Annotated in this window: 25 protein-coding genes; 18 read left to right on the forward strand and 7 right to left on the reverse strand. The window is 61.4% G+C overall.

Annotated elements, in window-relative coordinates:
• The first annotated feature begins 71 nt into the window (after nucleotides 1-71).
• Nucleotides 72-935 (forward strand): YicC/YloC family endoribonuclease, encoded by an 864-nt coding sequence (locus OJHNALOF_RS00385; protein ID WP_165660808.1) that lies wholly within the window; start codon nucleotides 72-74, stop codon nucleotides 933-935.
• Between the two features lie 60 nt (nucleotides 936-995).
• Here the strand turns inward: OJHNALOF_RS00385 and OJHNALOF_RS00390 are convergent, their stop codons facing one another.
• Nucleotides 996-1601 (reverse strand): TetR/AcrR family transcriptional regulator, encoded by a 606-nt coding sequence (locus OJHNALOF_RS00390; protein ID WP_094200910.1) that lies wholly within the window; start codon nucleotides 1599-1601, stop codon nucleotides 996-998.
• Nucleotides 1602-1791: 190 nt separating this feature from the next.
• Here OJHNALOF_RS00390 and OJHNALOF_RS00395 point away from each other — a divergent pair, with 190 nt between their 5' ends.
• Together OJHNALOF_RS00395 and OJHNALOF_RS00400 are read left to right on the forward strand one after the other, a co-directional pair.
• Nucleotides 1792-2490, forward strand: a complete 699-nt coding sequence (locus OJHNALOF_RS00395; protein WP_165660809.1) for a glutathione S-transferase family protein — start codon at nucleotides 1792-1794, stop codon at nucleotides 2488-2490.
• A 127-nt stretch (nucleotides 2491-2617) separates the two neighbouring features.
• On the forward strand, nucleotides 2618-3406 hold the full coding sequence (locus tag OJHNALOF_RS00400) for a glycosyltransferase (RefSeq protein WP_165660810.1): 789 nt from the start codon (nucleotides 2618-2620) through the stop codon (nucleotides 3404-3406).
• A 3-nt stretch (nucleotides 3407-3409) separates the two neighbouring features.
• Here the strand turns inward: OJHNALOF_RS00400 and OJHNALOF_RS00405 are convergent, their stop codons facing one another.
• On the reverse strand, nucleotides 3410-3715 hold the full coding sequence (locus tag OJHNALOF_RS00405) for a DUF6482 family protein (protein ID WP_094200913.1): 306 nt from the start codon (nucleotides 3713-3715) through the stop codon (nucleotides 3410-3412).
• A 320-nt stretch (nucleotides 3716-4035) separates the two neighbouring features.
• On the opposite strand from OJHNALOF_RS00405, the gene gmk reads away from it, so the two are divergent.
• The 5 genes from gmk (at nucleotide 4036) to OJHNALOF_RS00430 (ending at nucleotide 9155) form a co-directional block, all read left to right on the forward strand.
• Nucleotides 4036-4665: a guanylate kinase gene (gmk, locus tag OJHNALOF_RS00410; RefSeq protein ID WP_094200915.1), complete on the forward strand. Its 630-nt coding sequence runs from the start codon at nucleotides 4036-4038 to the stop codon at nucleotides 4663-4665.
• Between the two features lie 49 nt (nucleotides 4666-4714).
• Nucleotides 4715-4990, forward strand: a complete 276-nt coding sequence (gene rpoZ / locus OJHNALOF_RS00415) for a DNA-directed RNA polymerase subunit omega (protein WP_094200916.1) — start codon at nucleotides 4715-4717, stop codon at nucleotides 4988-4990.
• An 88-nt stretch (nucleotides 4991-5078) separates the two neighbouring features.
• Nucleotides 5079-7187, forward strand: coding sequence for a bifunctional GTP diphosphokinase/guanosine-3',5'-bis pyrophosphate 3'-pyrophosphohydrolase (gene spoT, locus OJHNALOF_RS00420; protein ID WP_094200917.1), 2109 nt, complete (start codon nucleotides 5079-5081; stop codon nucleotides 7185-7187).
• Between the two features lie 115 nt (nucleotides 7188-7302).
• Nucleotides 7303-8343 (forward strand): alpha/beta fold hydrolase, encoded by a 1041-nt coding sequence (locus OJHNALOF_RS00425; RefSeq protein ID WP_165660811.1) that lies wholly within the window; start codon nucleotides 7303-7305, stop codon nucleotides 8341-8343.
• Nucleotides 8344-8360: 17 nt separating this feature from the next.
• The gene (locus OJHNALOF_RS00430; protein WP_165660812.1) at nucleotides 8361-9155 is read left to right on the forward strand and encodes a Cof-type HAD-IIB family hydrolase; all 795 of its coding nucleotides are present in this window, start codon (nucleotides 8361-8363) and stop codon (nucleotides 9153-9155) included.
• Nucleotides 9156-9310: 155 nt separating this feature from the next.
• Here OJHNALOF_RS00430 and OJHNALOF_RS00435 read toward each other — a convergent pair whose 3' ends face one another.
• Nucleotides 9311-9763: an EVE domain-containing protein gene (locus tag OJHNALOF_RS00435; protein ID WP_165660813.1), complete on the reverse strand. Its 453-nt coding sequence runs from the start codon at nucleotides 9761-9763 to the stop codon at nucleotides 9311-9313.
• A gap of 101 nt (nucleotides 9764-9864) precedes the next feature.
• On the opposite strand from OJHNALOF_RS00435, the gene OJHNALOF_RS16920 reads away from it, so the two are divergent.
• Genes OJHNALOF_RS16920 through murQ form a run of 3 tightly spaced genes read left to right on the forward strand, consistent with a single transcriptional unit; the run spans nucleotide 9865 to nucleotide 12066 of the window.
• The gene (locus OJHNALOF_RS16920) at nucleotides 9865-10053 is read left to right on the forward strand and encodes a hypothetical protein (protein WP_094200921.1); all 189 of its coding nucleotides are present in this window, start codon (nucleotides 9865-9867) and stop codon (nucleotides 10051-10053) included.
• Complete coding sequence (locus OJHNALOF_RS00445) at nucleotides 10047-11144, forward strand: anhydro-N-acetylmuramic acid kinase (protein ID WP_165660814.1); 1098 nt, start codon at nucleotides 10047-10049, stop codon at nucleotides 11142-11144. The genes OJHNALOF_RS16920 and OJHNALOF_RS00445 overlap by 7 nt, the downstream gene beginning before the upstream one ends.
• 10 nt (nucleotides 11145-11154) lie before the next feature.
• Nucleotides 11155-12066 (forward strand): N-acetylmuramic acid 6-phosphate etherase, encoded by a 912-nt coding sequence (murQ, locus tag OJHNALOF_RS00450; protein WP_094200923.1) that lies wholly within the window; start codon nucleotides 11155-11157, stop codon nucleotides 12064-12066.
• 9 nt (nucleotides 12067-12075) lie between these two features.
• Here murQ and OJHNALOF_RS00455 read toward each other — a convergent pair whose 3' ends face one another.
• Nucleotides 12076-12402: a hypothetical protein gene (locus tag OJHNALOF_RS00455; RefSeq protein ID WP_094200924.1), complete on the reverse strand. Its 327-nt coding sequence runs from the start codon at nucleotides 12400-12402 to the stop codon at nucleotides 12076-12078.
• A 142-nt stretch (nucleotides 12403-12544) separates the two neighbouring features.
• Between OJHNALOF_RS00455 and OJHNALOF_RS00460 the strand changes: the two genes are divergently transcribed.
• Together OJHNALOF_RS00460 and trpB are read left to right on the forward strand one after the other, a co-directional pair.
• Entirely contained in the window at nucleotides 12545-13423 is an 879-nt protein-coding gene (locus tag OJHNALOF_RS00460; RefSeq protein ID WP_165660815.1) for an aldo/keto reductase, read from the forward strand.
• A 146-nt stretch (nucleotides 13424-13569) separates the two neighbouring features.
• Entirely contained in the window at nucleotides 13570-14751 is a 1182-nt protein-coding gene (gene trpB / locus OJHNALOF_RS00465; protein WP_165660891.1) for a tryptophan synthase subunit beta, read from the forward strand.
• 45 nt (nucleotides 14752-14796) lie between these two features.
• On the opposite strand, the gene OJHNALOF_RS00470 is transcribed toward trpB, so the two are convergent.
• Both OJHNALOF_RS00470 and OJHNALOF_RS00475 read right to left on the reverse strand, forming a co-directional pair.
• On the reverse strand, nucleotides 14797-16098 hold the full coding sequence (locus tag OJHNALOF_RS00470) for an MFS transporter (protein ID WP_165660816.1): 1302 nt from the start codon (nucleotides 16096-16098) through the stop codon (nucleotides 14797-14799).
• Nucleotides 16099-16202: 104 nt separating this feature from the next.
• Nucleotides 16203-17375, reverse strand: a complete 1173-nt coding sequence (locus tag OJHNALOF_RS00475) for an NAD(P)/FAD-dependent oxidoreductase (protein WP_165660817.1) — start codon at nucleotides 17373-17375, stop codon at nucleotides 16203-16205.
• Nucleotides 17376-17472: 97 nt separating this feature from the next.
• Here OJHNALOF_RS00475 and OJHNALOF_RS00480 point away from each other — a divergent pair, with 97 nt between their 5' ends.
• From OJHNALOF_RS00480 to OJHNALOF_RS00490, 3 genes are all read left to right on the forward strand, one after another.
• Nucleotides 17473-18657 carry a methyltransferase gene (locus OJHNALOF_RS00480; protein ID WP_165660818.1) on the forward strand — a complete coding sequence of 395 codons (1185 nt, stop codon included), beginning with the start codon at nucleotides 17473-17475 and terminating at the stop codon, nucleotides 18655-18657.
• A 30-nt stretch (nucleotides 18658-18687) separates the two neighbouring features.
• Nucleotides 18688-19464 carry an ion transporter gene (locus OJHNALOF_RS00485; RefSeq protein ID WP_094200928.1) on the forward strand — a complete coding sequence of 259 codons (777 nt, stop codon included), beginning with the start codon at nucleotides 18688-18690 and terminating at the stop codon, nucleotides 19462-19464.
• A gap of 142 nt (nucleotides 19465-19606) precedes the next feature.
• The gene (locus OJHNALOF_RS00490) at nucleotides 19607-20047 is read left to right on the forward strand and encodes a universal stress protein (RefSeq protein WP_094200929.1); all 441 of its coding nucleotides are present in this window, start codon (nucleotides 19607-19609) and stop codon (nucleotides 20045-20047) included.
• 17 nt (nucleotides 20048-20064) lie between these two features.
• On the opposite strand, the gene OJHNALOF_RS00495 is transcribed toward OJHNALOF_RS00490, so the two are convergent.
• Nucleotides 20065-20973, reverse strand: coding sequence for a LysR family transcriptional regulator (locus tag OJHNALOF_RS00495; protein WP_165660819.1), 909 nt, complete (start codon nucleotides 20971-20973; stop codon nucleotides 20065-20067).
• A gap of 466 nt (nucleotides 20974-21439) precedes the next feature.
• Between OJHNALOF_RS00495 and OJHNALOF_RS00500 the strand changes: the two genes are divergently transcribed.
• Nucleotides 21440-22306 (forward strand): carboxylate/amino acid/amine transporter, encoded by an 867-nt coding sequence (locus OJHNALOF_RS00500; protein ID WP_165660820.1) that lies wholly within the window; start codon nucleotides 21440-21442, stop codon nucleotides 22304-22306.
• 172 nt (nucleotides 22307-22478) lie between these two features.
• Nucleotides 22479-23555 (forward strand): heparan-alpha-glucosaminide N-acetyltransferase domain-containing protein, encoded by a 1077-nt coding sequence (locus tag OJHNALOF_RS00505; RefSeq protein ID WP_165660821.1) that lies wholly within the window; start codon nucleotides 22479-22481, stop codon nucleotides 23553-23555.
• Nucleotides 23556-23632 lie beyond the last annotated feature (77 nt).

Here is a 23632-nt window from a genome sequence, read left to right on the forward strand (position 1 = left end):
CCCAACATTGGCGACCGGGCCCGGCTGTGTCACACTTTGTGATTACCTTTATGACACAAAATGGAAACCGCATGATCCACAGCATGACCGCCTTTGCCCGGCAGGAATTCAAACAGGACTGGGGCACCGCCGTATGGGAACTGCGCTCGGTCAACCAGCGCTACCTGGAAACCTATACTCGGCTGCCCGAGCAGTTCCGCGGTCTGGAGCCCATGGTGCGGGAAAAACTGCGCGCCCGGTTGCAGCGAGGCAAGGTGGAATGCGCCCTGCGCTTTGAAAGCAATCAGGCCAGTCAGGGCGAGCTGCACATCAACAAGGCGCTGGCCGAGCAGCTGATTGAAGGCGCCACCTGGGTGATGGAAAAGGCCGGTCAGGGCACCCTGAATCCGGTGGACATTCTGCGCTGGCCCGGGGTGATGGAAGCCCAGGCCCAGGACATGGACGCCATCGGCCAGGCGCTGCTGAAAGGCCTGGACGACGTCATCAACGATTTCCTCGCCGCCCGCGCCAGTGAAGGCGACAAGCTCAAGGCCCTGATCGAGCAGCGCCTCACCGGCATTGAACAGGAAGTGGCGAAGGTCAGCGCCAACATGCCCGCCATCATGGAATGGCAGCGCCAGCGCCTGCGGGACCGCTTTGAAGAAGCCAAAATTGAACTGGACTCCCAGCGGCTGGAGCAGGAAATGGTGCTGCTGGCCCAAAAGGTGGACGTGGCCGAAGAACTGGACCGGCTCACCGCTCACATTGCCGAAACCCGCAAGATCCTGAAAAAGGGCGGCCCCTGCGGCCGGCGCCTGGACTTTATGATGCAGGAGTTCAACCGCGAGTCGAACACGCTGGGATCAAAGTCCATCAACGCCGACATCACCGCCAGCGCGGTAGAGCTGAAGGTGCTGATTGAGCAGATGCGCGAGCAGATTCAGAATATAGAGTAATACGAGCCGGCCTCGAATAACTCTCAAGCCTCTGTAAACAGGGGCTTTTTTGTTTTTTACTCAGCCCTTGCTGCCGCTTGGCGCTGGCTTCAGGTTGGCAAACACATCGTCTATCAGCGCCCGTATGAGCTCATCCCCTTCGTTGGCCCTGGCATAGGCGCGCAGCCCCATCAGCTGCACCTGCAGGTAACACGCCATGCGCTCCGGGCTTTTTGCGGCGTCAACCTCACCTTCTTCCTGGGCCTGTCTCAGCACACCGGCAAAGGCCGCTTCCACCTCTTTAAGCAACCGTCTGGCCAGTGCCAGCAAATCTGCATGATCCGAGGTCAGTTCGGCGATGGTCTTGACCAGCATACACATGCCGTTGGGCGCCGTTTCCCGACATTCAATCACCACCTCGGTGACAAAGCTTCGTAACCCTTCAAGGGGGGATGAGGCCCTTTCAACACAGGCCGCCAGACGGGAGCGGCTGGACCGGGCGTAATGGGTCAGCGCTTCCTGAAACAGGCCTTCCTTGCTGCCAAAGCTCGCATAAATGCTGCCCGGGCGCATGTCGATGGCCGCCTGGATGGTACGCATGGAGGTGGCATGAAACCCCCTGGCCCAGAACAGCTCGGTTGCCTGCCGAATGGCCTGCGCACGGTCGTATTTTGCTTGACTTACCATGACTCCCCCTTTTGAACACATGTTCAATATTATCCCGTTACCACGCCCTAATCCAACCGCCATCACGCAAGTTCGCCCCAACGCTAAAACAAGGCGCCTGAACATCCGTTCAGATTTAACTTGAACGATTGTTCATATCGCGCTTGAATGAATGTTCAAGCAGTCATCCTCCAACCATAAGGACGAAATCATGATCACCTTTTATTTTCATCACACTCCCAATCCGATGAAGGTTGCCCTGTTTCTGGAAGAGAGCGGCCTGCCCTACCAACTGGCTCCGGTAGATACCCTCAAGGGCGAGCAGCACACACCCGCCTACCGCGCCATCAATCCCAACGGCAAGACGCCGGCGATCGTGGATGACGGGCAACGGGTGTTTGATTCCAATGCCATTCTGCTTTATCTGTCGGAAAAAAGCGGCCAGCTGGGCGGCGCCCCGGCATTGCGGGGGGAGTTGCTCTCCTGGCTGATGTTCATCGCCACCGGACTGGGACCCTATTCAGGACAGTCGGTGCATTTTCGTCACGCCGCCCCGGAAAAACTGCCCTATGCCATTAATCGTTACCTGCGCGAGGCACAGCGCCACTACGAAGTGCTGAATACTCACCTGGAAGGACGCGACTACATAGTGGGTGACGACTTCACCATCGCCGACATCGCCGCCTGGGGCTGGATCGACAAGGCCAGTGTGGTATTGGGTGAAAATGGCCTGGCTCCCTACACCAATCTGCAACGCTGGTTCAGCGCCATCGATGCTCGCCCGGCGGTGGCCAGGGCTCGTCAGCTGGCCACACAGGCCAACTTCAAGACCGAGTTGGACGAGATCGCCCGCCGAGCCCTGTATCCACAGAATTACGCGCAGGCCGAACACGAGCAACAAGCGAAGTGACGAACGAACGGTAATCCCTTTCGATTCAATGAATCTGGTCACGAGCCGACATTGGAGGTCGGCTCGCGATTCAGGCATGCTAGAATCATCGGGTTGTTTACGCCACTAACAATCCCATGAGGTTTCCGTGAAGGCGCATGTAGTCCTTGCCAATCGGTTGATCAGGCTTGTCGCCAACATTACCAAGGTGCTGAGCTATGGTTTTCACTACGTTTTGCCCAACAAGCGCTTTACCCTGCCGGCGCGATCCGCGCCATTGATAAAGGGGCCAGGCAGGCCCATTCCACGCACCATCTGGCAGACCAATTACACCGACAAGGCCACCCTGCCGGTATACCTGAACTACCTGTTTAACCGCATCATGTCACCCACCTTTGAGTATCGCTTCATGATCACCGAAGCCCGGGCCGAGTTTATTCAGGCCAACTACTCGCCGGAGATTTTTGCGGCCTATTCCCGGCTGCAGATCGGCGCCGCCCAGGCGGACTTCTGGCGATTGCTGGTGTTGCAGAAATACGGTGGTGTTTACCTGGATATCGACGCCCACGCGGTGTGGCCGCTGGGGTATACCATTCGCTCGCATCACGACGAGCTCTATATCATTCGCAAGAACAACGAGCTGACCAACTACTTTATCGCCAGCAAGCCCGACAACCCCAACCTGGCGGCCCTGATCGATCGCGTGCTCACCAATATTCGGGAAAACACCATCACTGGCGTATACGACATGACCGGGCCAGGGGTATTCAACCAGGTGCTGGACTACCGGCAAGTGCCCACCACCTGGTATCGCCACACCTGCAGCCAGGGCAGCTTTACCAACGAGTACTTTCAGTACATCGACAAGCCCCAGGGGAAGTGGACCAAGGAACAGCACAAGGTTGACGTGGTACGCCGGGACACACCCGATGGCTGAAGTTCAGCCCTCGGCCTGCCAGCCGGGCCAGCTCAGCTCCAGCTCCATGGGCGGGGCCGCCGGCGCCTGCCCCACCATTTCCTGATAGGCCGACACCTGCACCAACACGCAGCGCACCACCATCAGCGATGCCAGCCGCTGCCGAACCTGCTCAATACAGCGAAAGGACAACACTCGCCCCGCGTCACCCAGCGGGTGTCGTTCACCATCTATCTCCGCTTCCACCGTGTACAGGCTCATGTCGTGGGAGTGAATAAAAAGGGTATCAACGGGTACCGACTGCCGCAGCAGGGTCTCGACTTGCCACATGGTTCCGCTCCTTTATTTCAACTTTGTTAAGGCCGAACATGCAGACCGGTACCGACCAGAAATGCTTGCGTCACCGCACAATCACCAAAAATAACTCGGAAATTACGAAGTTTCCGGCAGGAAAAAACTGATAGAGCCGAAGCGAGCTGCTGATCATAATGAAATCTGCGTGGAGGGCACTTCCGCAGCAAGCTATAGTTACTTTTTGACTGGCCGTCGCATTTGCAACGGCCATTTTTTTATTTCCGGCTTTCTGGTAGGATTGGCCGCCCCTGATCCCGGCTGGCGGCTCGGGACGTATCACGAACGGGCAGAACACTATGGCGCACATCGGTACCCTATTCATTATTTCCTCTCCCAGTGGCGCGGGCAAATCCAGCCTGATCCAGGCCCTGCTTGACCGCCCCAGCACCGATGGCCGGTTGCAGGTTTCCGTGTCGCATACCACCCGCAGCGCCCGTCCGGGCGAAGAGCACGGCGTGCATTATCACTTCGTCGACAAACCCGAGTTCAAGGCCCTGATTAACCGGGGGGCCTTTTACGAATGGGCCGAAGTGTTCGGCAACTATTACGGCACCTCTCGAGAGTGGATTGATCAACAGCTGGCCCAGGGGATCGACATTCTGCTCGATATCGACTGGCAGGGTGCCCGCCAGATTCGGGAGCAATCTCCCAGCGCCAAGTCCATCTTTATTCTGCCGCCCAGCCGGGAAGAGCTGGAACGCCGGCTCAATGCCCGCCAGCAGGACAGCGCCGAAGTCATACAGGGACGCATGGCCAAGGCGGTGTCGGAAATGTCCCACTACGACGAGTACGATTATCTGCTGGTCAACGACACCTTTGAGCATGCGCTCAACCAGCTCAGCGCCATTATCGAGGCCGAGCGCGCCAATACCGCCAAACAGGCGGTCCGCTACCAGGACTTGCTTTCCCGGCTACTGGCGGAATAAGCTAATATCCATTAGAATTTTGCACCTTTTTTAGTCATTGGAGTCTGTTATGGCCCGCGTTACCGTTGAAGATGCCGTAGAACAGGTTGGCAACCGTTTTGATCTGGTGCTGGTTGCAGCCCGCCGCGCCCGCCAGCTGGCTACCCAGGGCAAAGATGCCCTGGTAGAAGAAGAGAACGACAAGCCCACCGTTATCGCCCTGCGCGAAATCGAAGAAGGCCTGGTCAACCATGCCGTAATGGATGCCCAGGATCGTCAGGAACAGCAGGAGCTGGAAGCCGCCGAACTGGCCGCCGTGGCCGCCATTACCGAAGGTCGCGGCTGATCCTTCTCGGCCCTGGCCGACGGGGCCCGCCTGGCGGGCCCACTGCTTTTTATCGCGTGTTAACGGCATTCTCTGTCGGGGTATTTCCTTGTATCTGTTCGAACCGCTGAAAGAACTCGCTGTCACCTATCTGCCCCCGGAGCAGATGGCGCAACTCAAGGCCGCCTACATCGTCGCCCGCGATGCCCATCAGGGGCAAACCCGCTCCAGCGGCGAACCCTACATTACCCACCCCGTTGCCGTTGCCCGCATTCTGTGCGAAATGCGCCTGGATCAGGAAACCCTGATGGCGGCGCTGCTGCACGACACCATTGAAGACACCCCGGTGACCCGGGAGATGCTTGACGAGCAGTTTGGCAGCGCCGTGGCCGAGCTGGTGGAAGGGGTCTCCAAACTCGACAAGCTCAAGTTCCGCAACCGCAAGGAAGCCCAGACCGAAAACTTCCGCAAGATGGTGCTGGCCATGACCCAGGATATTCGGGTCATTCTGATCAAGCTGGCCGATCGCACCCACAACATGCGCACCCTGGGGGCGCTGCGCCCGGACAAGCGCCGGCGCATCGCCCGGGAAACCCTGGAAATCTACGCCCCCATCGCCAATCGCCTGGGCATTCACAGCATCAAGAACGAGCTGGAAGAGCTGGGATTGGAAGCCCTCTATCCCATGCGCACTCGGGTACTGCGGGAGTCGGTGCGCCGGGCCCGAGGCAATCGCCGCGAGATCATCGAGTCGATTCTGGCCGAGATTCAGGGACGACTGGACGACGCCCACATCGAGGCCCAGGTCAAGGGCCGGGAAAAGAACCTGTTCTCCATCTACAACAAGATGGTGAAAAAAGAGCTGCAGTTCCACGAGGTAATGGACATCTATGCCTTTCGCGTGATCGTGAAGGACATCGACACTTGCTACCGCGTGCTGGGACAGATGCATACCCTGTTCAAGCCCCGCCCGGGCCGGTTCAAGGACTATATCGCCATTCCCAAGACCAACGGCTATCAGTCGCTGCACACCTCCCTGGTGGGCCCCCACGGGGTGCCGGTGGAGGTGCAGATCCGCACCGAATACATGGATCAGATGGCCGACAAGGGTGTGGCCGCGCACTGGGCCTACAAACAGGACGGCGAAGCCTCAGGCACCACCGCCCAGGTGCGGGCCCAGCGCTGGATGCAGAGCCTGCTGGAGCTGCAGCAGAGTGCCGGCTCGTCCTTTGAGTTTATCGAAGGGGTCAAAACCGACCTGTTCCCCGACGAAATCTACGTGTTCACTCCGGAAGGCCGCATACTGGAGCTGCCCACCGGCGCCACCGCCGTCGATTTCGCCTATGCCGTGCACACCGACATCGGCCACGCCTGCGTCGGCGCCCGGGTGGATCGCCAGCCCTATCCGCTGAGCCAGCCGCTGCACTCGGGCCAGACCGTGGAAATCATTACCGCCCCCAGCGCCCGCCCCAACGCCGCCTGGCTCAACTTTGTGGTTACCTCGCGGGCACGCACCAAGATTCGGCAGTTCCTCAAGAACCTGCGCACCGAGGAGTCGGTCATGCTGGGCCGGCGCCTGCTCAATCACGCCCTGGGAGCCAAGAACCTGGAAGACATTCCGGTAGAACGGGTCGAACAGGTGCTGAAAGACACCAAACACGGCTCCATTCATAACCTCCTGGCCGACATTGGCCTGGGCAACGCCATGAGCGTGGTGGTGGCCCGCCGGCTGCTGGACGACACTCCGAGAGAGCGTCAGAAGACGGTGAAGAAAATGCCCATTCGCGGCGCCGACGACATGTTGCTCAACTTTGCCAACTGCTGCCGGCCCATTCCCGGGGATCCCATCGTAGCCCACATCAGCCCGGGCCGGGGCCTGGTGGTACACCTGGAGTCGTGCAAGAACATTCGTGGCTATGGCAAGGAGCCCGACAAGTACCTGGCGGTACAGTGGGACATGGAGCAGGACTTCGACTACGAATTCAAAACCGAAATCGCCATCGAAATCGTCAACCACCAGGGCGCCCTGGCGGAGCTGGCCAATGTGATTGCCGCGACCGGTGCCAACATTCACAGCATTGCCACCGAAGAAAAAGACGGCCGGGTGTATGTGGTCGACCTGCTGATCACCACTCGCAGCCGCATTCACCTGGCCAACATCATGCGCAAGATTCGTGTCACCCCCAATGTGCTCAAGGTGTATCGCCAGCGTAAATGATCTGATGAAGGGGTAAGGAGTGAGGGGTGAGGAGAAACGGCCCCTCACTCCTCACACGAAGTCTTTCACGCTACACTGGGGCTATGCCGTCATTCATAACCGATCGGAGCCCTCCATGCTCTCCCGCCTGCTGCTGCTGGGGATCTGCCTTGCCATGAACACCGCCATTGCCCAAACGCCGCGCCTGACCACCGAAGCCGAGCTGAGCATGCTGGGTCTGAGTGGCCTGCAGCAATACTGGCAGACCCACGCCACCGAAGGCCGCTTCACCGGCCATCATGACCTCTCCCTGCCCTGGGCCGCCCTGCGCGATCCGGAACACGGCAGCACCCTGGTGCTGATCAACGGCCGCACCGAGTCCTACCTCAAATACCAGGAACTGGCACGGGATCTGTTTGAAAACGGCTATAACGTCTACCTCTATGATCACCGGGGTCAGGGCCTGGCACCCCGGCTCACCGACGATCCACTGATGGGTCATGTGGCCGACTTTGACGATTATGTGCAGGATCTGGAGCTGTTCATGCGGCAGGTGGTGTTGCCCGCGGGCCCACAGCCGGTGTATCTGCTGGCCCACTCCATGGGGGGTACCATAGCGGCGCTGTGGCTGAGCAAAACCAGTGTGCAGGTGCAGGCGGCGGCGCTGTCTTCTCCCATGATGGGCATTTATCTCGGTCCCCTGCCCCGCTGGCTGGCCGACGGCCTGGTCTCGGTGCTGGGTACCGGCTGCCGCTGGCTCGGCCGCGATGTCTGCTATGCCCCCGGTCAGGGTGGCTATGAGGAAACGCCCTTTGCCGACAATGAGCTTACCCACAGCGAAGTACGCTACCAACTGTTTCGCGAGCTGTACCGGGACCGCCCTGAGCTGCAACTGGGCGGGGTCAGTCTGCAATGGCTGGAGGAGAGCCTGGCCGCCGGTGACCGCACCATCGCCCGCGCCCGCCAGATAACCACCCCGCTGCTGGTGCTGCAATCCAGCCAAGACGTGGTGGTGAGCAACGAGGCCCAGGACGCCTTTTGCCAAGCCCTGCGCCACTGTGACGGCGGTGGTCCCAAACGCATCAAGGGTGCCGCCCACGAGCTCTTTCTTGAGCAGGACAAATACCGCAACCGCGCACTAAAGGCGGTGCTGGCTTTTTTTGAACAACACCCCTGAACCACGGAAAACCAGCCATGTATGACGTGATCGTCTCCGATTTGGACGGCACCTTGCTCAACAGCCAGCACCGCATTTCCGACTACACTCGCGAGGTGCTGCACGAACTGACCCGTCGGGGCGTGGAGTTTATTGTGGCCACCGGCCGCCATCATGTGGACGTGCGCGCCATTCGCGATCAACTGGGGCTGAACGTGAGCCTGATCACCAGCAATGGTGCCCGCATTCACGACGCCCAGGACCGGCTGCTTCACAGCCGTGCCATTCCGCCGCACATGGTCGAGGATCTGTTGTTTCGCTTTCGCCTGCCGGGGGTGCACCTCAACCTGTATCAGGGCGATCACTGGCTGGTGGAAGAGCCCCTGCCCGCCCTGCTCGACTTCTGTCCCGACAGCCCCTTTCGCTATCGTGTGACCGACCTCGGGCAACTGTCCATTGAGGGCGTGGACAAGGTGTTTTACGCCGGCAGCCACGATCAGCTGATCGAGGTGGAAGACATGCTGCTGGCTCACTTCGGCGACAAACTCAATATCACCTTTTCATTGCCCATCTGCCTGGAAGTCATGCATGGCGCGGTCAACAAGGGATCGGCCATGGCGTCACTGGCCGAACGAAGCAAGACGCCGATGGAGCGGGTGATCGCCTTTGGCGATGGTATGAACGACTATGAAATGCTGCACCGGGCCGGCACCGGCGTGGTGATGGCCAACGCCCACACTCGGTTGCAGGATGCCCTGCCTCACCATGCTCGCACCCACAGCGCCGACGAAGACGGCGTGGCCCGCTACCTGGCCCGGGTGTTTGAGCTGTAGTCCGATTAACTCGCCGGCTGGGAAGCCATGCAAGGATGCAGCAGCAGGGTTACCTGTAGGTTGCGAATGAGCGCAGCGAATTCCAACACACAGCCGGCTGAGGAATGTTGTGAATTCGCTGCGCTCATCGCCAACCTACGTCACTGCTGCCGGGCTCACACCCCCGTCATGCCCAGAATGGCCTGCCGCTCGGCGTCGGTAACCGGCATCACCGACAGCCGGTTGCCCTTTTTCACCAGCGGCATGTTGGCCAGGGCCGGATTGGCCTTGAGCGCGGCCAGGGGCAGCAACGGCAGCCTGCGCTCAAAGGTGAGTTCCACCGCATACCAGCGCGGCTTTGCCGGGTCGGACTTGGGATCGAAATAGGGGCTGTCCGGGTCAAAGGCAAAGGGGTCGGGAACGCCGGCGCGCACCACCCGCGCCAGCCCGGCGATACCGACCCGGCTGCAGCTGGAATGATAGATAAACACCTCGTCCCCTTCCTTGACCTCATCCCGCAGGAAATTACGCGCCTGATAGTTGCGAACCCCTTCCCACAGGGTGTTGGCGCGGGCCAGATCGTCGATGGAAAAGGTATCGGGTTCGGTTTTGAACAGCCAGCAGGCCATGATGCTTCCTCATCTTTTGTTGCGCCGCCCGCTGGCGGCCGGGATTGCCCTGTGGCAACCTTGAATGGTCGCCATACTGACCCTACCCGGAGAAATTCGCAATGCGTAACCCCCTGTGGCTACTTCCCGTTCTGCTGTTGGCTGGCTGCGGCGGCACACCGCCACCGCCGGCGGCGCCAGAACCCGAGCCCGAAGTACAGGCCGAGCCGGAACCCGCGCCCCAGCCCTATGAAAACGGTGTTATCAGCGTACCGATAAGTCCGCTGCAGGAGCTGCCGCCGGAATGGTAATGGAGCCTTATATCGGCATCATGTCCGGCACCAGCCTGGACGGTATCGACGCCGTTCTGGTGGCCACCGACGGTCGCCGCATTGAACTCAAGGGCGCCGTCAGCGCACCCATTGATGCGTTGCTGCGGGAGCGGCTGCTGGCGCTGGCGGTTGGCGGTACCGTGACCGCCCGGGAGTGGGGCGAGCTCGACGTGGCCCTGGGCCAGGCCTATGCCGAGGTGACGCTGCAACTGCTGGCCGACACCGGCCTGCGGGCCGCCGAGGTAAGCGCCATTGGCTGCCACGGCCAGACGGTGTGGCACCAGCCCGACGCCGAGCTGCCGTTTTCACTGCAACTGGGGGACGGCAACCGCATCGCCGGCCTGACCGGCATCACCACGATCACCGATTTTCGCCGCAAGGACATGGCCCTGGGCGGCCAGGGTGCGCCCCTGGTGCCCGCCTTTCATCAGCGGGTGCTGGGCCATGCCGAGCGGCTGCGCATCGTGGTCAATATCGGCGGCATCGCCAATATCAGCGTGCTGGCCCCGGGCCGGCCGGTGCAGGGCTACGACGTGGGCCCGGGCAACATGCTGATGGATGCCTGGTGCCGGCGCCATACCGGCGCTCCTTATGACAAGAATGCGGCCCTGGCCCGCCAGGGTATGGTGCTGCCGGCACTGCTGGCGCGCCTGATGGCCGAACCCTGGCTGGCGCTGCCGCCACCCAAGAGCACCGGCCGGGAGCTGTTTAACGACGCCTGGCTCGATGCACGGCTTGATGGCGACGAAGCCGTGGCCGATGTACAGGCGACGCTAACCGAGTTTACCGCCGCCGCCATTGCGCAGCAGGTGCGTCACTTTTCCGACGGCGAGCTGCTGGTGTGTGGTGGTGGCGGCCATAACCCGCTACTGATGGAACGGCTGGCCGCGCTGCTGCCCGGCTGGCGGGTCGCCACCACAACAATAGCCGGGGTCGACATGGACGCCATGGAGGCCATGGCCTTTGCCTGGCTTGCGCACCAGACCCTGCACCGACTCCCCGGCAACCTGCCTGAGGCCACCGGCGCAAGCCGCCCGGCGGTGCTGGGCGCCCTTCATTTTCCCGACTGACGAGACATTCATGAACAACCCGCTGATCCAGGATCTGGCACGGCTGGCCTCGGAAGGCCGCAACCCGGATACCCTCAACATAGACACCCTGAGCGCACTGGACATCGTTACGCTTATCAACCGGCAGGACAAGGGCGTGCCCGAGGCGGTAGCCAGGGTGCTGCCCGCCATTGCCGCCGCCGTGGACATGATAGAAACCGCCCTGCGCGCGGGGGGCCGGCTGATCTATACCGGTGCCGGCACCAGCGGCCGGCTGGGGGTGCTGGATGCATCGGAATGCCCGCCCACCTTCAGCGTGCCCCACGGCCTGGTGCTGGGGCTGATCGCCGGGGGTGAAGCAGCCATGTTCCGGGCGCAGGAAGGCGCGGAAGACAACGAGCGGCAGGGCGAGCAGGATCTGCGCGATATTCAACTCACCGACAAGGATGTGGTAGTGGGTATTGCCGCCTCCGGCCGCACCCCTTATGTCATTGGCGGTCTGCGCTACGCCCGCCGCCTGGGGGCCGGCACCGCGGCGCTGGCCTGCAATGCCGGCTCTGCCATCGGCCGGGAGGCGGCCATTGCCATCGAGCCCGAGGTAGGCCCCGAGGTGATCACCGGCTCTACCCGGCTCAAGGCCGGCACCGCCCAGAAGCTAGTGCTCAATATGCTCAGCACCGCCGCCATGATTCGCCTGGGCAAGGTATATCAGAACCTGATGGTGGATTTGCACGCCAGCAATCAAAAGCTGGAAGCGCGTGCCATTCGCATTGTGATGCAAGCCACCGGCGAGAATGAAAACACCGCCGCCGAGGCCCTGGCGGCGGCAGATAATGAAGTGAAACTGGCGATCCTGATGCTGCTGACCGGTCTGGGCAAGACCGAAGCCAAGGAGCGGCTGACCCGAGGCCAGGGTGTGCTGCGCCGGGCCCTGGCGGACTAACGACGCGACTCAGCGCTCGTCCTGCTCGTCTTCCCGGGCCAGGCGGGCGCGCAGTTTTTCTTCCCGCTTGCGGTACCAGTGGGCCTTGAACGCCGTCCACCAGTCGGCCGACAGCTCACCGCCATAGGCCTCGAGCAGGGCGATGACCCTGTCCAGGGTAAGCACGGCGGCATCGTAGTCAATGTCCAGCCAGTGCTTGCGCACCACCACCTTGGCTACCCCCGGCTCGGCATCGAACACTTCCGCCAGCTTTTCAATCTGCAGCTGGTTCATGTGATCCAGCCGAAGATGACGCCGCACCAGGGTTCTGTCATCGACTTTTGAATCTGCGGTCATGAAGCGGCTCCTTTTGCCCGAAAAAGTAGGTCAGTCCGAGTTAAGAGCAAAGCGGGCCCAAAGGCAAGCCGCCCGGTTGCAAAGCGGGCCCGGCTGTTTCACCATATCGTGGAAACCGTTTTCAAATTCCCAAGAGGCAAGCATGGATACTACCGTCACCCTCAAGGCCACCGCCGGCCTGCCCGCCGTTACCCTGCCAACCATCGGTCAGGGCACCTGGTATATGGGCGAAGGTCTCAATCCCCGCCAGGCGGAGGTAAAAGCCCTGCAACAGGGACTGGATTTGGGACTCACACTAATCGACACCGCCGAAATGTACGGTGACGGTGGTGCCGAAGAAGTCGTGGGTGAAGCGCTGAAGGGCCGCCGCGACCAGGCCTTTCTGGTATCCAAGGTGTATCCCTGGAATGCCGGTCGCCGCAGCGCCATTGCCGCCTGCGAGGCCAGCCTTCGGCGCCTGGGCACCGATCACCTCGACCTTTACCTGTTGCACTGGCCCGGCAGCATTCCGCTGGAAGAAACCCTGGAAGCCTTTGAAAGGCTGCAGGCCGACGGCAAGATCAAGCGTTTTGGGGTGTCCAACTGCGATCTGGGCGAAATGCAGGCGCTGGCGTATACCGACGGCGGTGATCAATGCACGGTCAACCAGGTGCTCTACCACCTGGGCTCCCGGGGCATTGAGCATTCCCTGCTGCCCTGGCAGCGAGAGCGAGGCCTGCCCACCATGGCCTACTGCCCCCTGGCTCAGGGCGGCCGGCTGCGGCGGGAGCTGTTCGGCCACCCCGAGCTGCGTGCCATTGCCGCGGATCTGAACGTCACCGTGGCTCAGTTGCTGTTAGCCTGGGCTACTCGCCCGGTGAACGGAAAGCGCGATGTCATTGCCATCCCCAAGGCGGTGCAGCCCGAGCATGTGCGGCAAAACGCCGAGGCCCTCACACTTGATCTCGGTGACGACGTGCTGGCCTGCCTCGATGCCGCCTTTCCGGCCCCTCAGCGCAAGACTCCACTGGATATCGTCTGATTTACCTCGCCCCGGCCAGCACCGGGGCGTTTTTTTCATGTCTTCTCACCAACTTGTGGCTAATGGCTTCCCCTCTTAACCGCTGTTATGCTGCCTTGCTTTTCCCCTTGACCGCATAAGGAAGCAGTGTGGACTACCAGCAAAACATGCCCGACGCCGAGGGCTATTTCGGCGACTTTGGCGGCTCCGAAATTCCGCCCGCACTCAAGCAGGCCATGGACGACATCACGCGGGCCTATCAGGAAATTTGCCAGCGCGAGGACTTTCGGCAGGAGCTGCAGCGACTGCTGACCCATTTCGTGGGCCGACCCAGCCCGGTATATCACTGTGAACGCCTGAGCCAGCAACTGGGCGGCGCGCAGATCTACCTGAAACGGGAAGACCTCAACCATACCGGCGCCCACAAGATCAATCACTGCCTGGGCGAGGCTCTGCTGGCCCGCTTTATGGGGAAGAAGAAGGTGATCGCCGAAACCGGCGCCGGCCAGCACGGTGTGGCCCTGGCCACCGCCTGCGCCCTGGTGGGCATACCCTGTGAAATTCATATGGGGCAGGTCGACATTGAAAAAGAGCATCCCAATGTGATGCGCATGAAGATCCTCGGCTGCACCCTGGTACCCGTGACCCGGGGCACCGCTACCCTGAAGGACGCCGTCGACAGCGCCTTTGAGGAATACCTGAAAAACCCCACCGACTACATTTACGCCATCGGCTCTGTGGTAGGTCCCCATCCCTTCCCCATGATGGTGCGGGATTTTCAAAAGGTGATCGGCCAGGAAGCCCGGGAGCAAATGCAGGACATGACCGGCGAACTGCCGGATGTGATCCTGGCCTGTGTGGGCGGCGGCTCCAATGCCATGGGACTGTTTGACGCCTTTCTTAACGACGAGTCGGTACGCATCATGGGGGTGGAGCCCGGAGGCAAGGGGCTCGATACCCCGGATCACGCCGCCACCATGACCCTGGGCACGTCCGGCGTCATTCACGGCTTTCGCTGCCATGTACTGCAGGACGCCAGCGGCGAGCCGCTGCCGGTGCACTCCATCGCTTCGGGCCTGGATTACCCTGGGGTGGGTCCCCAGCACAGCTACCTGAAGGAAATGGGCCGGGTGGAATACACCAGCATCACCGATCAGGAATGCCTGGACGCCTTTATGACCCTGTCCCGCACCGAGGGCATTATTCCGGCACTGGAAAGCGCCCACGCCGTGGCCCAGGCCATCAAGCTGGCACCCACGCTCAGCCAGGACAAGGTCATTCTGGTCAACCTGAGCGGCCGGGGTGACAAGGATCTGGACTTCGTCTGCCGCAAGCTGGGACTGAATTAAGCCTGCCGGGCCGGTCGGTCCACCCTTCGCTGGCCTGGCCCGTGTTCACCCCGGCCAGCGCGTGTGCAAATCGTCGATAACATAGGGATGCACATGGCATGGGGGACCACCGGCCAGGTGGGGGTGCCCGGCGGCGAGATCATCATGGCAGTGATAGAGTGCGCCGGCATCCACCGCCGGCCACAGGCGAGCGGCCGCCAATACCGCCGCCAGGGAAATCGCGGCCAGCAATACCAGGGTGGGCAAAAGCCCCAGCGCACTGCCCAGCCAGCCGGCCAAGGGGTAGGCCAGCAGCCAGCAGGCATGTGACAGGGAAAACTGGGCGGCAAACACCGCCGGCCTGTCTTCGGCGTGGGCCGAACGCGCCAGCAACCGTCCCGACGGGGTCTGCACCAGGGCATAACCGATACCCAGCAACCACCACGGTAACAGCAGCCACATCAGACTTTGCATACCGGTGGCCGCCAACAGCCCCGCCACCAGACACAGTCCACCAAACAGCATCAGGGTCCGTTCCTGCCATCGTTTCAGCAACAACGGCAATGCCAGCGCCGCCATCATGGAGCCCGCCCCAAAGCAGGCCAGGGCCAGCGCGGTATGCCGCTCCGACAAGCCCAGCCGGGCCTGAACCATCACCACCGTATTCACGATAACCATGGCGCCGGCACAGGCTACCGCCAGGTTCAAGGCCAGCAGTCCCCTGAGCCGGGGAGTGGCCAGATACACACGCAGGCCGCGTGTCACTTGCTGGTAAAAGCTTCCCTGGCTGTTGGCTCGCGGCACCGGCAGTGTGGTCGCCAGCAACAGCAATGCCGAGGCCACAAAACCGGCCATGGTACCAATAAACAGGCCATGCCAGCTCATCAGGGACAGCAGCGCCACCGCCAGTGCCGGACTGAGCAGGGTCTCCAGATCATAAGCCAGGCGCGACAGGGACAAGGCCTTGGTGTATTGCTCCTCATCCTTGAGCACTTCGGGAATGGTGGCCTGATACAGCGGGGTAAAACAGGCCGAGGCCGACTGTAGCAGAAAAACCAGCACATAGACCTGCCATACTTGGGTGACGAAGGGCAAACACAGTGCCGTGGCCGCCCTGAGCAGATCCAGGGTCACCAGCAGGGGACGGCGTGGCAACCGTGCCGTAATAACGGCAGCGACCGGAGAAATCAACACGTAGGCCACCATCTTGATGCCAAAGATGGAGCCCAGCACGGCGCCCGCCTGGTTACCCGCCAGCTCAAAGGCCAGCAGGCTCAGGGCCACGGTGGCCAGCCCGGTGCCCAGCAGGGCAATCACCTGGGCGGTGAACAGTTTTCGGTAGGTTCGGTTAGCCAGTACGCCGAGCATGACGCCCTCCTGCCGTTAAAGGCACTTGCTGGTGGTCCCGGTCACCGCCCGTCATGCCTGCCCAATGCCGGCAGGCATCATGCCCGAATAATGATGGTGACCGCTTACACCACCTGACCGGCGACCCAGCCTGAGCTCCAGGCCCACTGAAAGTTGTAGCCCCCGAGCCAGCCGGTCACGTCCATCACCTCGCCAATAAAATAGAGGTGAGGCACCTTTTTCGCCTCCATGGTTTTGGAAGACAACTCGTCGGTGTCGATCCCGCCCAGGGTCACCTCGGCGGTGCGGTAACCCTCGGTGCCGCCGGGCTGCAGCGGCCAGGCGGCCAGGGTGTGCTCCACCGCCGCCAGCTCTTTGGGAGTGTATTGCTTAAGCGGCTTGCTGTTGAGATCTTCCCGGGCCAGCAGGGCCTCGATCAGCCGTTTGGGCAGGTGTCGCGCCAGCCAGGTTTTCAGCTCCTGATTCGGGCTCTCTGCCACCGCCCCGGCCAAACTGCCGGCGGGCAGCAGCTCAAAGCACACCCGCTCACCGGGCTGCCAATAAGAGGAGATTTGCAGCACCGCCGGGCCGGATACGCCCCTGTGGGTAAACAGCAGGTTCTCGGCAAAGCGAGTGCCGTCTTCACTTTCCGCCACCACCGGCAGGCTGACGCCGGACAGGCTTTCCAGGGTCTGTTTGTCTTCCGGTTGCAGGGTAAAGGGCACCAGGCCGGCCCGAGTGGGCAACACCTTGAGACCAAACTGTTCCGCCAACCGGTACCCCAGGGGCGAGGCGCCTATTTTGGGCATGGACAGGCCGCCGGTGGCCACCACCAGCGACTGACAGCTGTACTGTTCGCCGGCAGTAGCCACCTCAAAGCCCTCGCCCAGGGGCGCCACGTTCAACACCTCGGCCCTAAGCCGTATGGTCACGCCGGCGGCCTCGCACTCCGCCACCAGCAGATCAACGATGTTCTGCGCCGAATCATCACAAAACAGCTGCCCCAGGGTCTTTTCGTGCCAGGCCACGCCGTGCTTGTCGACCAGGGCGATAAAGTCCCACTGGGTGTAGCGGGCCAGGGCCGACTTCACAAAATGCGGGTTGGCGCACAGGTAGGCGCCGGGCTCCACATGGTAGTTGGTGAAATTGCAGCGTCCCCCCCCCGACATCAGGATTTTGCGGCCGATGCGCTTGCCGTGATCCAGCACCAGCACGCGGCGCCCTCGCTTGCCGGCCTCGGCGGCACACATCAGACCGGCGGCGCCGGCACCGATCACTATCACATCCCAGGCCTGCATGGCATTTCCTCGAACAAAGCAAAAAAGAAGGGCATTCTACTCGTCGCACCGCCGCCCGGCTATGCCGGCCCCCTTGGCTGTGAGTATAATTGCCACCATGAGCGAACTCGCCGACCAGTTTCATTCCCTGAGCACCCTGCTGCAACGCCATCACGGCGACTGGCAGCGGCTGCCCTTTGCCTGCCGCACCCTGCCCTGGCCGGAACTGGCGCCGGTGCTGACCACGCTGTCGGAAGACGATCTCGACGCCCTGGAAGCCGAGCCGGCCGCGGCTCATGGCCTGCTGGCTCCCTATCGTTCGGAAGTGGCGGCGGTGCACGACTGGCCCATCCCCACTCTGAAACGAGCCGGTGATTACGCCACGCCCCGCTGGAGCAGTGGCATTCCCGGCCGAAAATGGGCGCAGATCAGCGACTTTGCCGCCAATATTCACGGCCATCACCCCATTCTCGAATGGTGTGCCGGCAAGGGCCACCTGGGCCGGCTGCTGGCCCTGCAGCAGCAACAGGCGGTGACCAGCCTGGAGTGGAGCGCGGATCTGTGCCGACAGGGGAAAGCCCTGGCCGAGCGGTTGCAGATCGAGCATCACTTTTACTGCGCCGACGCCCTGGCTCCCGAGGCCGCCGGGCTGTTTCGCCGGGAGCAACAGGCGGTGGCGCTGCATGCCTGCGGCGAATTGCACCTGCGCTTTCTGCAGCACGGCGTGAGGGCTGGCACGCGGTCGCTGACGTTGTCGCCCTGCTGCTATCACCTGATCACCGGGCAGCACTACCAGCCATTGTCGACGGCGGGCCGTCGGGCCGGGCTGAGCCTAAGCCGCCACGATCTGCGCCTGCCCCTGCAGCAGCAGGTGACCGGTGGCGAGCGGGTTCGTCGGCTGCGCCAGATCGAACTGACCTGGCGACTGGCCTTTGACGAACTGCAACGGACTCTCACCGGCAACGATGCCTACCTGCCCCTGCCCACCTTTCCCAAGCAGTTACTGAGTGGTGACTTTGCCGCGTTCGCCCGCTGGGCCTGTAAACGCAAGGGGCTGGCCGTGCCCGCACAGATTGACGACGCACACTGGCTCGCCCTGGCCGACGATCGCCGCCTGCTGGTCAAACGCATCGAGCTGGTGCGCCACCTCTACCGTCATCCGCTGGAGCTGTGGCTGCTGCTGGATCGGGCCCTGTTTCTTGAAGAGCAGGGCTACCGGGTCACCCTGGGCACCTTTACCGACATGGCCAACACGCCCCGTCGTTACCTGCTGCAGGCCCACAAACCCACAGCCGCGCCCTGAAACGAACGTCAACCACGGACAGGAGACTTCATGAAAACACCGGTACGCTTTGTTCCCCCTACCGCCTTTGAATTGTTGATGATGGTGCTGTCCATCGTTTCACTGGTGGCCGTGGTACTGCACCAGTTCGGCCCTTTTAATGCCAACGAAAAGGAGCTGCTGCTCTACCTCGACACCGGTATCTGCGTGATCCTGCTCAGCCACTTTTTTTATGGGCTGGCCAGGGCACCCAGCAAGAAACGCTTCCTCAAGGTGCACTGGATTGACTTTATCGCCTCCATTCCGGCCATTGACGTGTTGCGCTACGGCCGAATTTTTCAGGTGCTGCGGGTGCTGCGCATGCTGCGGGTCGCCAATCAGGTTATTCGCCACCTGCTGAAACACAGTGGCAGCACCATGATGGCCTCCATGCTGCTGGTGCTGGTGGTGGTGATCAGCGGCAGTGCCATCGCCATTCTGATGACCGAGGCCGGCCACCCCGACTCCAATATTGAAACCGCCGAAGACGCCATCTGGTGGGCCCTGGTGACCATTTCCACCGTGGGTTATGGCGATCACTATCCGGTGACCACCGCCGGCCGCATTATCTCCTCGGTGGTCATCTTTGCCGGGGTAACCCTGTTTGCCGGTGTGTCGGGCCTGGTGGCCTCGGCGGTGCTCAGCCCCAAAACCGAGGAGCAACAGGAGGCGGTGGAAACCGAAGGGCAGGAGCTGAACCAACAGCTGGGCGCCCTGCGCACGGAAATCGCGTCATTGCGGGAAGAAATACACACCCTCAGGGATGCCATCGGCCAGCGGCGCTCCTGAATCCCTCGGCCACGGATATAGACTTTATGGTACTTGTGCCGGGGCGGCGGTCTGGCCTATGCTGGCGGTGTTGCAAAACTTTCGTGCAGCTCACGGTTTGTTTACTAACGGATTGATAGGGTTGAAAAAAAGGAGATTTGTAATGACAGAGCCGTATCAGTACAAACACATTTTGGCGGCGGTCGACATGACCGAGAAAAACCGCAAGGTGATCGCCAAGGCGGTAGACAGGGCCCGGGCCAACAACGCCAAACTGTCAGTCATTCATGTGGACGTGGATCTCAAGGATCTCTATACCGAGATGATCGACATCGACATCGACAACATTCAGGACCAGGTGGTGGCCGACGCCAAGCAACGGCTGGAAGACTACCTGGCCGACATTGACTATCCCATCGAGAAAAAACTGGTGATCTGCGGCGATCTGACGCTCAAGGTCAACGAGGCGGTTGAGCAGCATGGCGTCGACCTGCTGATCTGCGGCCATGAGCAAAGCTTCTGGAGCCTGCTTACCTCTTCTGCCCGCCAGCTGATGAATACCGTGCCCTGCGATCTGCTGGTGGTACCCCTGCCCAAGGGTTGATGTTGCCGGGTGGCCGGTTACTGGCCACCCGCGTCCCGCAACAGTTGCCTGAACCATACCAGTGCCGGGTCAAACTCGGTCAGCGGATGCTGGGCCAGCACATAGGTGCTGTGCAGCGGTTCGCTCAGGGTATGCGCCTGCAACGGATAATGAATACAGAGGTCACGGCCGATCATTTCCGGCACCACCGCCAGGTAACGGCCGGTGGCCAGCAATCTGGGCAGGGCTTCAAAGCTCGGCACCCAGACGCCAATGTGCCGCACCAGCCCCTTTTCACTCAGCCAGCCATCCACCAGGGTCTGATTATGGCCCCAGTTGGAGGTGGACACATGGCTCCACTCCACCAGCTGCGCCGGCTCGATCACTTCGGGCAGCCGGCTGTCTTTAGCCGACAGGCACACCATGGGGTTGTGAAACCAGGTGTCGGTAAGCAGCCGCTCCGACAAGTGATCGGCCCCTGCAAAACTCACCACCAGATCCAGCTCGGCCCGGGCCAGGGCATCTTCATAGTCGGAGTTGACCAGCTCACTGACCGCCAACCGACAGCCCGGTGCCCGAGTGTGCAGCAGCTCAACCAGTTGTGGCACCACGCCGTGTTCGATGGAGGACGGCACCGCCAGCCGAAAGGTACGCTGCGAGCGGGATGGCTCAAACCCCGCCGACTGGCGCACACCCTGCTCCAGCAGGGCCAGGGCCTGGCGCACCGGTGTGGCCAGGGCCTGGGCCCGCTGGGTGGGCCGCATTTCCTTGCGGGTCATGACAAACAGCGGATCGTCCAGGGTCTGGCGCAACCGCCCCAGCGCATGGCTGACCGTGGACTGGGACAGGTTCAGCCGTTCCGCCGCGCGAGTGACGTTGCGGCACTGCATCAGCACGTCAAACACCCTGAGCAGATTCAGATCCAGCCGTTGAAACAGATTATCCATCGATATTCACCATGCACCCATGACCACAATTCATTTTTAGCATAAGCGATTCAACCATAGAATGCCGGCCATCGAGTTTAACGTCGGCGTGGTGATGAAACGTCTCTGACGGTCCGGTCAAACACGGTTTCGGGCATGGTGGCATCATGGGGGGTACTGCCTGTCTCGGGTCGCACAAGCGGCACGACAAACGAACCGTTGACGATCGGGCAATCCAGTTTGCCACGCTGACAACCTTTTCGGGTTTTATTGCATCGACAATATGCCCAACCCGTTCTGCGTGTGGTGTTGAACCACTTTTGTTTGGGGACGTCATTCTCTCCTTTATGACAAACCTGCTATTGGTCCCGGGCCGGCGCATTGCGCCGGCTTTTTTTATGGCCGGCTTTTTCCGGCAGCGGCTGGATCGCCCCGTGGGTTTACGCCATTATGGCGCTCTTTCGCGACCCATGAACATGATTCCACCATGCCTTATCTGGTTTTTGTCACCCTGCTCTGGGCCTTTTCCTTCAGCCTTATCGGCGTTTACCTGGCCGGTGCCGTCGACAGCTACTTTTCGGTGTTGAGCCGAGTGGCCCTGGCCGCCCTGCTGTTTGCCCCCTTTTTACGCTGGCGCCAGCCACCCCGGCTGGCACTGGGGCTGATGGCCTGCGGCGCCCTGCAGCTGGGGGTGATGTACCTGTTTTATTATCAGTCGTTCCTGCTGCTGACGGTGCCGGAAGTGCTGATCTTCACCGTGCTCACCCCCGTGTATGTCACCCTGATCTACGATCTGCTGCACCGGCGTTTTCGCCCCGGCTACCTGTTTACCGCCGCCCTGGCGGTGTTGGGTGCCCTGGTGATTCGCTTTGACGGCCTCACCGATGACTACCTGCTTGGCTTTGCGGTGGTGCAGGGCGCCAACCTCTGCTTTGCCCTTGGTCAGGTCGGCTATAAGGTGCTGCTGGAACGCTACCCCGCCGACGAGCCCCAGCACAAACGCTTTGGCTACTTCTATCTGGGCGCGCTGCTGGTGGTGGTGCCGGCCTGGCTACTGCTTGGCGGCGACCGGTATCCGGCCACCACGCTGCAATGGAGCGTACTGCTGTGGCTGGGGTTGGGAGCGTCCGGGCTGGGATATTTTCTGTGGAACAAGGGCGCAACCCGGGTCAACGCCGGCGCCCTGGCGATCATGAACAACGCCCTGGTACCCGCCGGCCTGCTGGTCAATTTGCTGATCTGGAACCGGGACGCCGATCTGCCCCGGCTGGCGCTGGGCGGCGCCATCATACTGGCCTCATTGTGGCTCAACGAGGGCTGGTTCAGCACCTCAAAAGTCTCACGCAAAGGATAATAATTCTCTTTTTCAATTGAAACCTTTCCCGCCATTGTTCAATATGGCTCCATTCAGAGCCACCACTGCAAACGGCAGGCCGCCAAAGTGAGTGGATTCGTGACTCAATGGATCAGCGGGGAAGGCGAACATGAACTTCGAGCGAACATCATTACCAACGCAGGCAGCGAGAATGGCAAGCCTGGACCTGGCCCGTGGGCTGGCGGTGCTTTTTATGATCCTGATTCATGTGCTGGACTTCTACGGTCGGCCCGAGGTAAGAGACACACCGTTGGGCAGGGTCGTCCAGTTTCTCGGCAGCCCGCCGGCCGCACCCATTTTTGTTTTTATCATGGGTATTTTTATTGTCTGGTCAGGGCGCCAAAGCCTGGCGTCCGGGCTGGCTCGGGCGGCCTGGCTGTTTGCCCTTGGCTACCTGCTGAACCTGGCGCGGGGCGCACTTCCCATGTGGCTGTCATTACAAATGGGACTGGTGACCGATGAGCAGCTGGGGGGCTACACGCCGCTGAGTGAATTACTGATTGTCGATATTCTGCAGTTCGCAGGCCTGGCACTGGCCATTTGTGTGGTACTGAAACATTACCTTGCGGATCCCAGGTGCTGGATGGCCGCCGGCGTACTGGTCATCTGCGCCTCTCCCGCGCTCTGGGACATTTCCAGCGACTGGCCGGTGCTGAACGAAGGGCTGCAACTGCTCTGGGGAAACAAGGAGCAGGGAGCCATGTTCCCGCTGTTCCCCTGGCTGGCGTTTCCCCTTTTTGGCATGGCATTTGGCCACTGGCTCAGGCAGAGCGATAACCATCACCGCTTCTTTCGTCGCACACTGTGGGCCGGCCTGCTGTGTATGGCTGCGGGAACGGCCCTGCTCCTCGTCGACAGGGACCTCCATTACGGCTACTACCTGAGAAGCGGCCCGGGCGGCATGCTCTGGCTAACCGGCTTTGTAATGGCCTGGCTCTGGCTGTGCCATAGGCTCGCCGAAAAAGTCGGTTCGCGCCCGGGTCTCGGGCTGCTGTTGTTCTGGAGCAGGAACGTAACATCCATCTATGTACTGCAGTGGCTGGTGATCGGCTGGGGACTCATGCTGGTCGGCTCCCGGCAACTCGATTTCACCGATACCCTGGTGGCGATGGTCGTCGTGCTGCTGCTGTCGGATTCGGCAACCCGGGCCTGGCTGAGGCTGCGCAGACGCCCACGCCATGCTCGGGTTATGAAGCCCGCAGCCGATGCCTCAGCCGAACAAACCTGACGGCGGGATCATGCCCCGTGCCGGCATCACGGTTTGGCGCGGCACGACGGCGCCGGGTCACAAAATCAACATTTCCC

This window comes from Oceanimonas sp. MB9, assembly GCF_011319775.1.
GTDB lineage: Bacteria > Pseudomonadota > Gammaproteobacteria > Enterobacterales > Aeromonadaceae > Oceanimonas > Oceanimonas doudoroffii.

Bases quoted from the DNA above. Each gene is read 5' to 3' on its own strand.
- OJHNALOF_RS00460 (WP_165660815.1), top strand. From the start codon at position 12,545: ATGGATACTACCGTCACCCTCAAGGCCACCGCCGGCCTGCCCGCCGTT.
- trpB (WP_165660891.1), top strand. From the start codon at position 13,570: ATGCCCGACGCCGAGGGCTATTTCGGCGACTTTGGCGGCTCCGAAATT.
- OJHNALOF_RS00495 (WP_165660819.1), bottom strand. From the start codon at position 20,973: ATGGATAATCTGTTTCAACGGCTGGATCTGAATCTGCTCAGGGTGTTT.
- rpoZ (WP_094200916.1), top strand. From the start codon at position 4,715: ATGGCCCGCGTTACCGTTGAAGATGCCGTAGAACAGGTTGGCAACCGT.
- OJHNALOF_RS00445 (WP_165660814.1), top strand. From the start codon at position 10,047: ATGGTAATGGAGCCTTATATCGGCATCATGTCCGGCACCAGCCTGGAC.
- OJHNALOF_RS00390 (WP_094200910.1), bottom strand. From the start codon at position 1,601: ATGGTAAGTCAAGCAAAATACGACCGTGCGCAGGCCATTCGGCAGGCA.
- OJHNALOF_RS00505 (WP_165660821.1), top strand. From the start codon at position 22,479: ATGGCAAGCCTGGACCTGGCCCGTGGGCTGGCGGTGCTTTTTATGATC.
- OJHNALOF_RS00395 (WP_165660809.1), top strand. From the start codon at position 1,792: ATGATCACCTTTTATTTTCATCACACTCCCAATCCGATGAAGGTTGCC.
- gmk (WP_094200915.1), top strand. From the start codon at position 4,036: ATGGCGCACATCGGTACCCTATTCATTATTTCCTCTCCCAGTGGCGCG.
- OJHNALOF_RS00500 (WP_165660820.1), top strand. From the start codon at position 21,440: ATGCCTTATCTGGTTTTTGTCACCCTGCTCTGGGCCTTTTCCTTCAGC.
- OJHNALOF_RS00470 (WP_165660816.1), bottom strand. From the start codon at position 16,098: ATGCTCGGCGTACTGGCTAACCGAACCTACCGAAAACTGTTCACCGCC.
- OJHNALOF_RS00480 (WP_165660818.1), top strand. From the start codon at position 17,473: ATGAGCGAACTCGCCGACCAGTTTCATTCCCTGAGCACCCTGCTGCAA.
- OJHNALOF_RS00385 (WP_165660808.1), top strand. From the start codon at position 72: ATGATCCACAGCATGACCGCCTTTGCCCGGCAGGAATTCAAACAGGAC.
- OJHNALOF_RS00405 (WP_094200913.1), bottom strand. From the start codon at position 3,715: ATGTGGCAAGTCGAGACCCTGCTGCGGCAGTCGGTACCCGTTGATACC.
- OJHNALOF_RS00430 (WP_165660812.1), top strand. From the start codon at position 8,361: ATGTATGACGTGATCGTCTCCGATTTGGACGGCACCTTGCTCAACAGC.
- OJHNALOF_RS00425 (WP_165660811.1), top strand. From the start codon at position 7,303: ATGCTCTCCCGCCTGCTGCTGCTGGGGATCTGCCTTGCCATGAACACC.
- OJHNALOF_RS00435 (WP_165660813.1), bottom strand. From the start codon at position 9,763: ATGGCCTGCTGGCTGTTCAAAACCGAACCCGATACCTTTTCCATCGAC.
- OJHNALOF_RS00490 (WP_094200929.1), top strand. From the start codon at position 19,607: ATGACAGAGCCGTATCAGTACAAACACATTTTGGCGGCGGTCGACATG.
- murQ (WP_094200923.1), top strand. From the start codon at position 11,155: ATGAACAACCCGCTGATCCAGGATCTGGCACGGCTGGCCTCGGAAGGC.
- OJHNALOF_RS00475 (WP_165660817.1), bottom strand. From the start codon at position 17,375: ATGCAGGCCTGGGATGTGATAGTGATCGGTGCCGGCGCCGCCGGTCTG.
- OJHNALOF_RS16920 (WP_094200921.1), top strand. From the start codon at position 9,865: ATGCGTAACCCCCTGTGGCTACTTCCCGTTCTGCTGTTGGCTGGCTGC.
- OJHNALOF_RS00485 (WP_094200928.1), top strand. From the start codon at position 18,688: ATGAAAACACCGGTACGCTTTGTTCCCCCTACCGCCTTTGAATTGTTG.
- OJHNALOF_RS00455 (WP_094200924.1), bottom strand. From the start codon at position 12,402: ATGACCGCAGATTCAAAAGTCGATGACAGAACCCTGGTGCGGCGTCAT.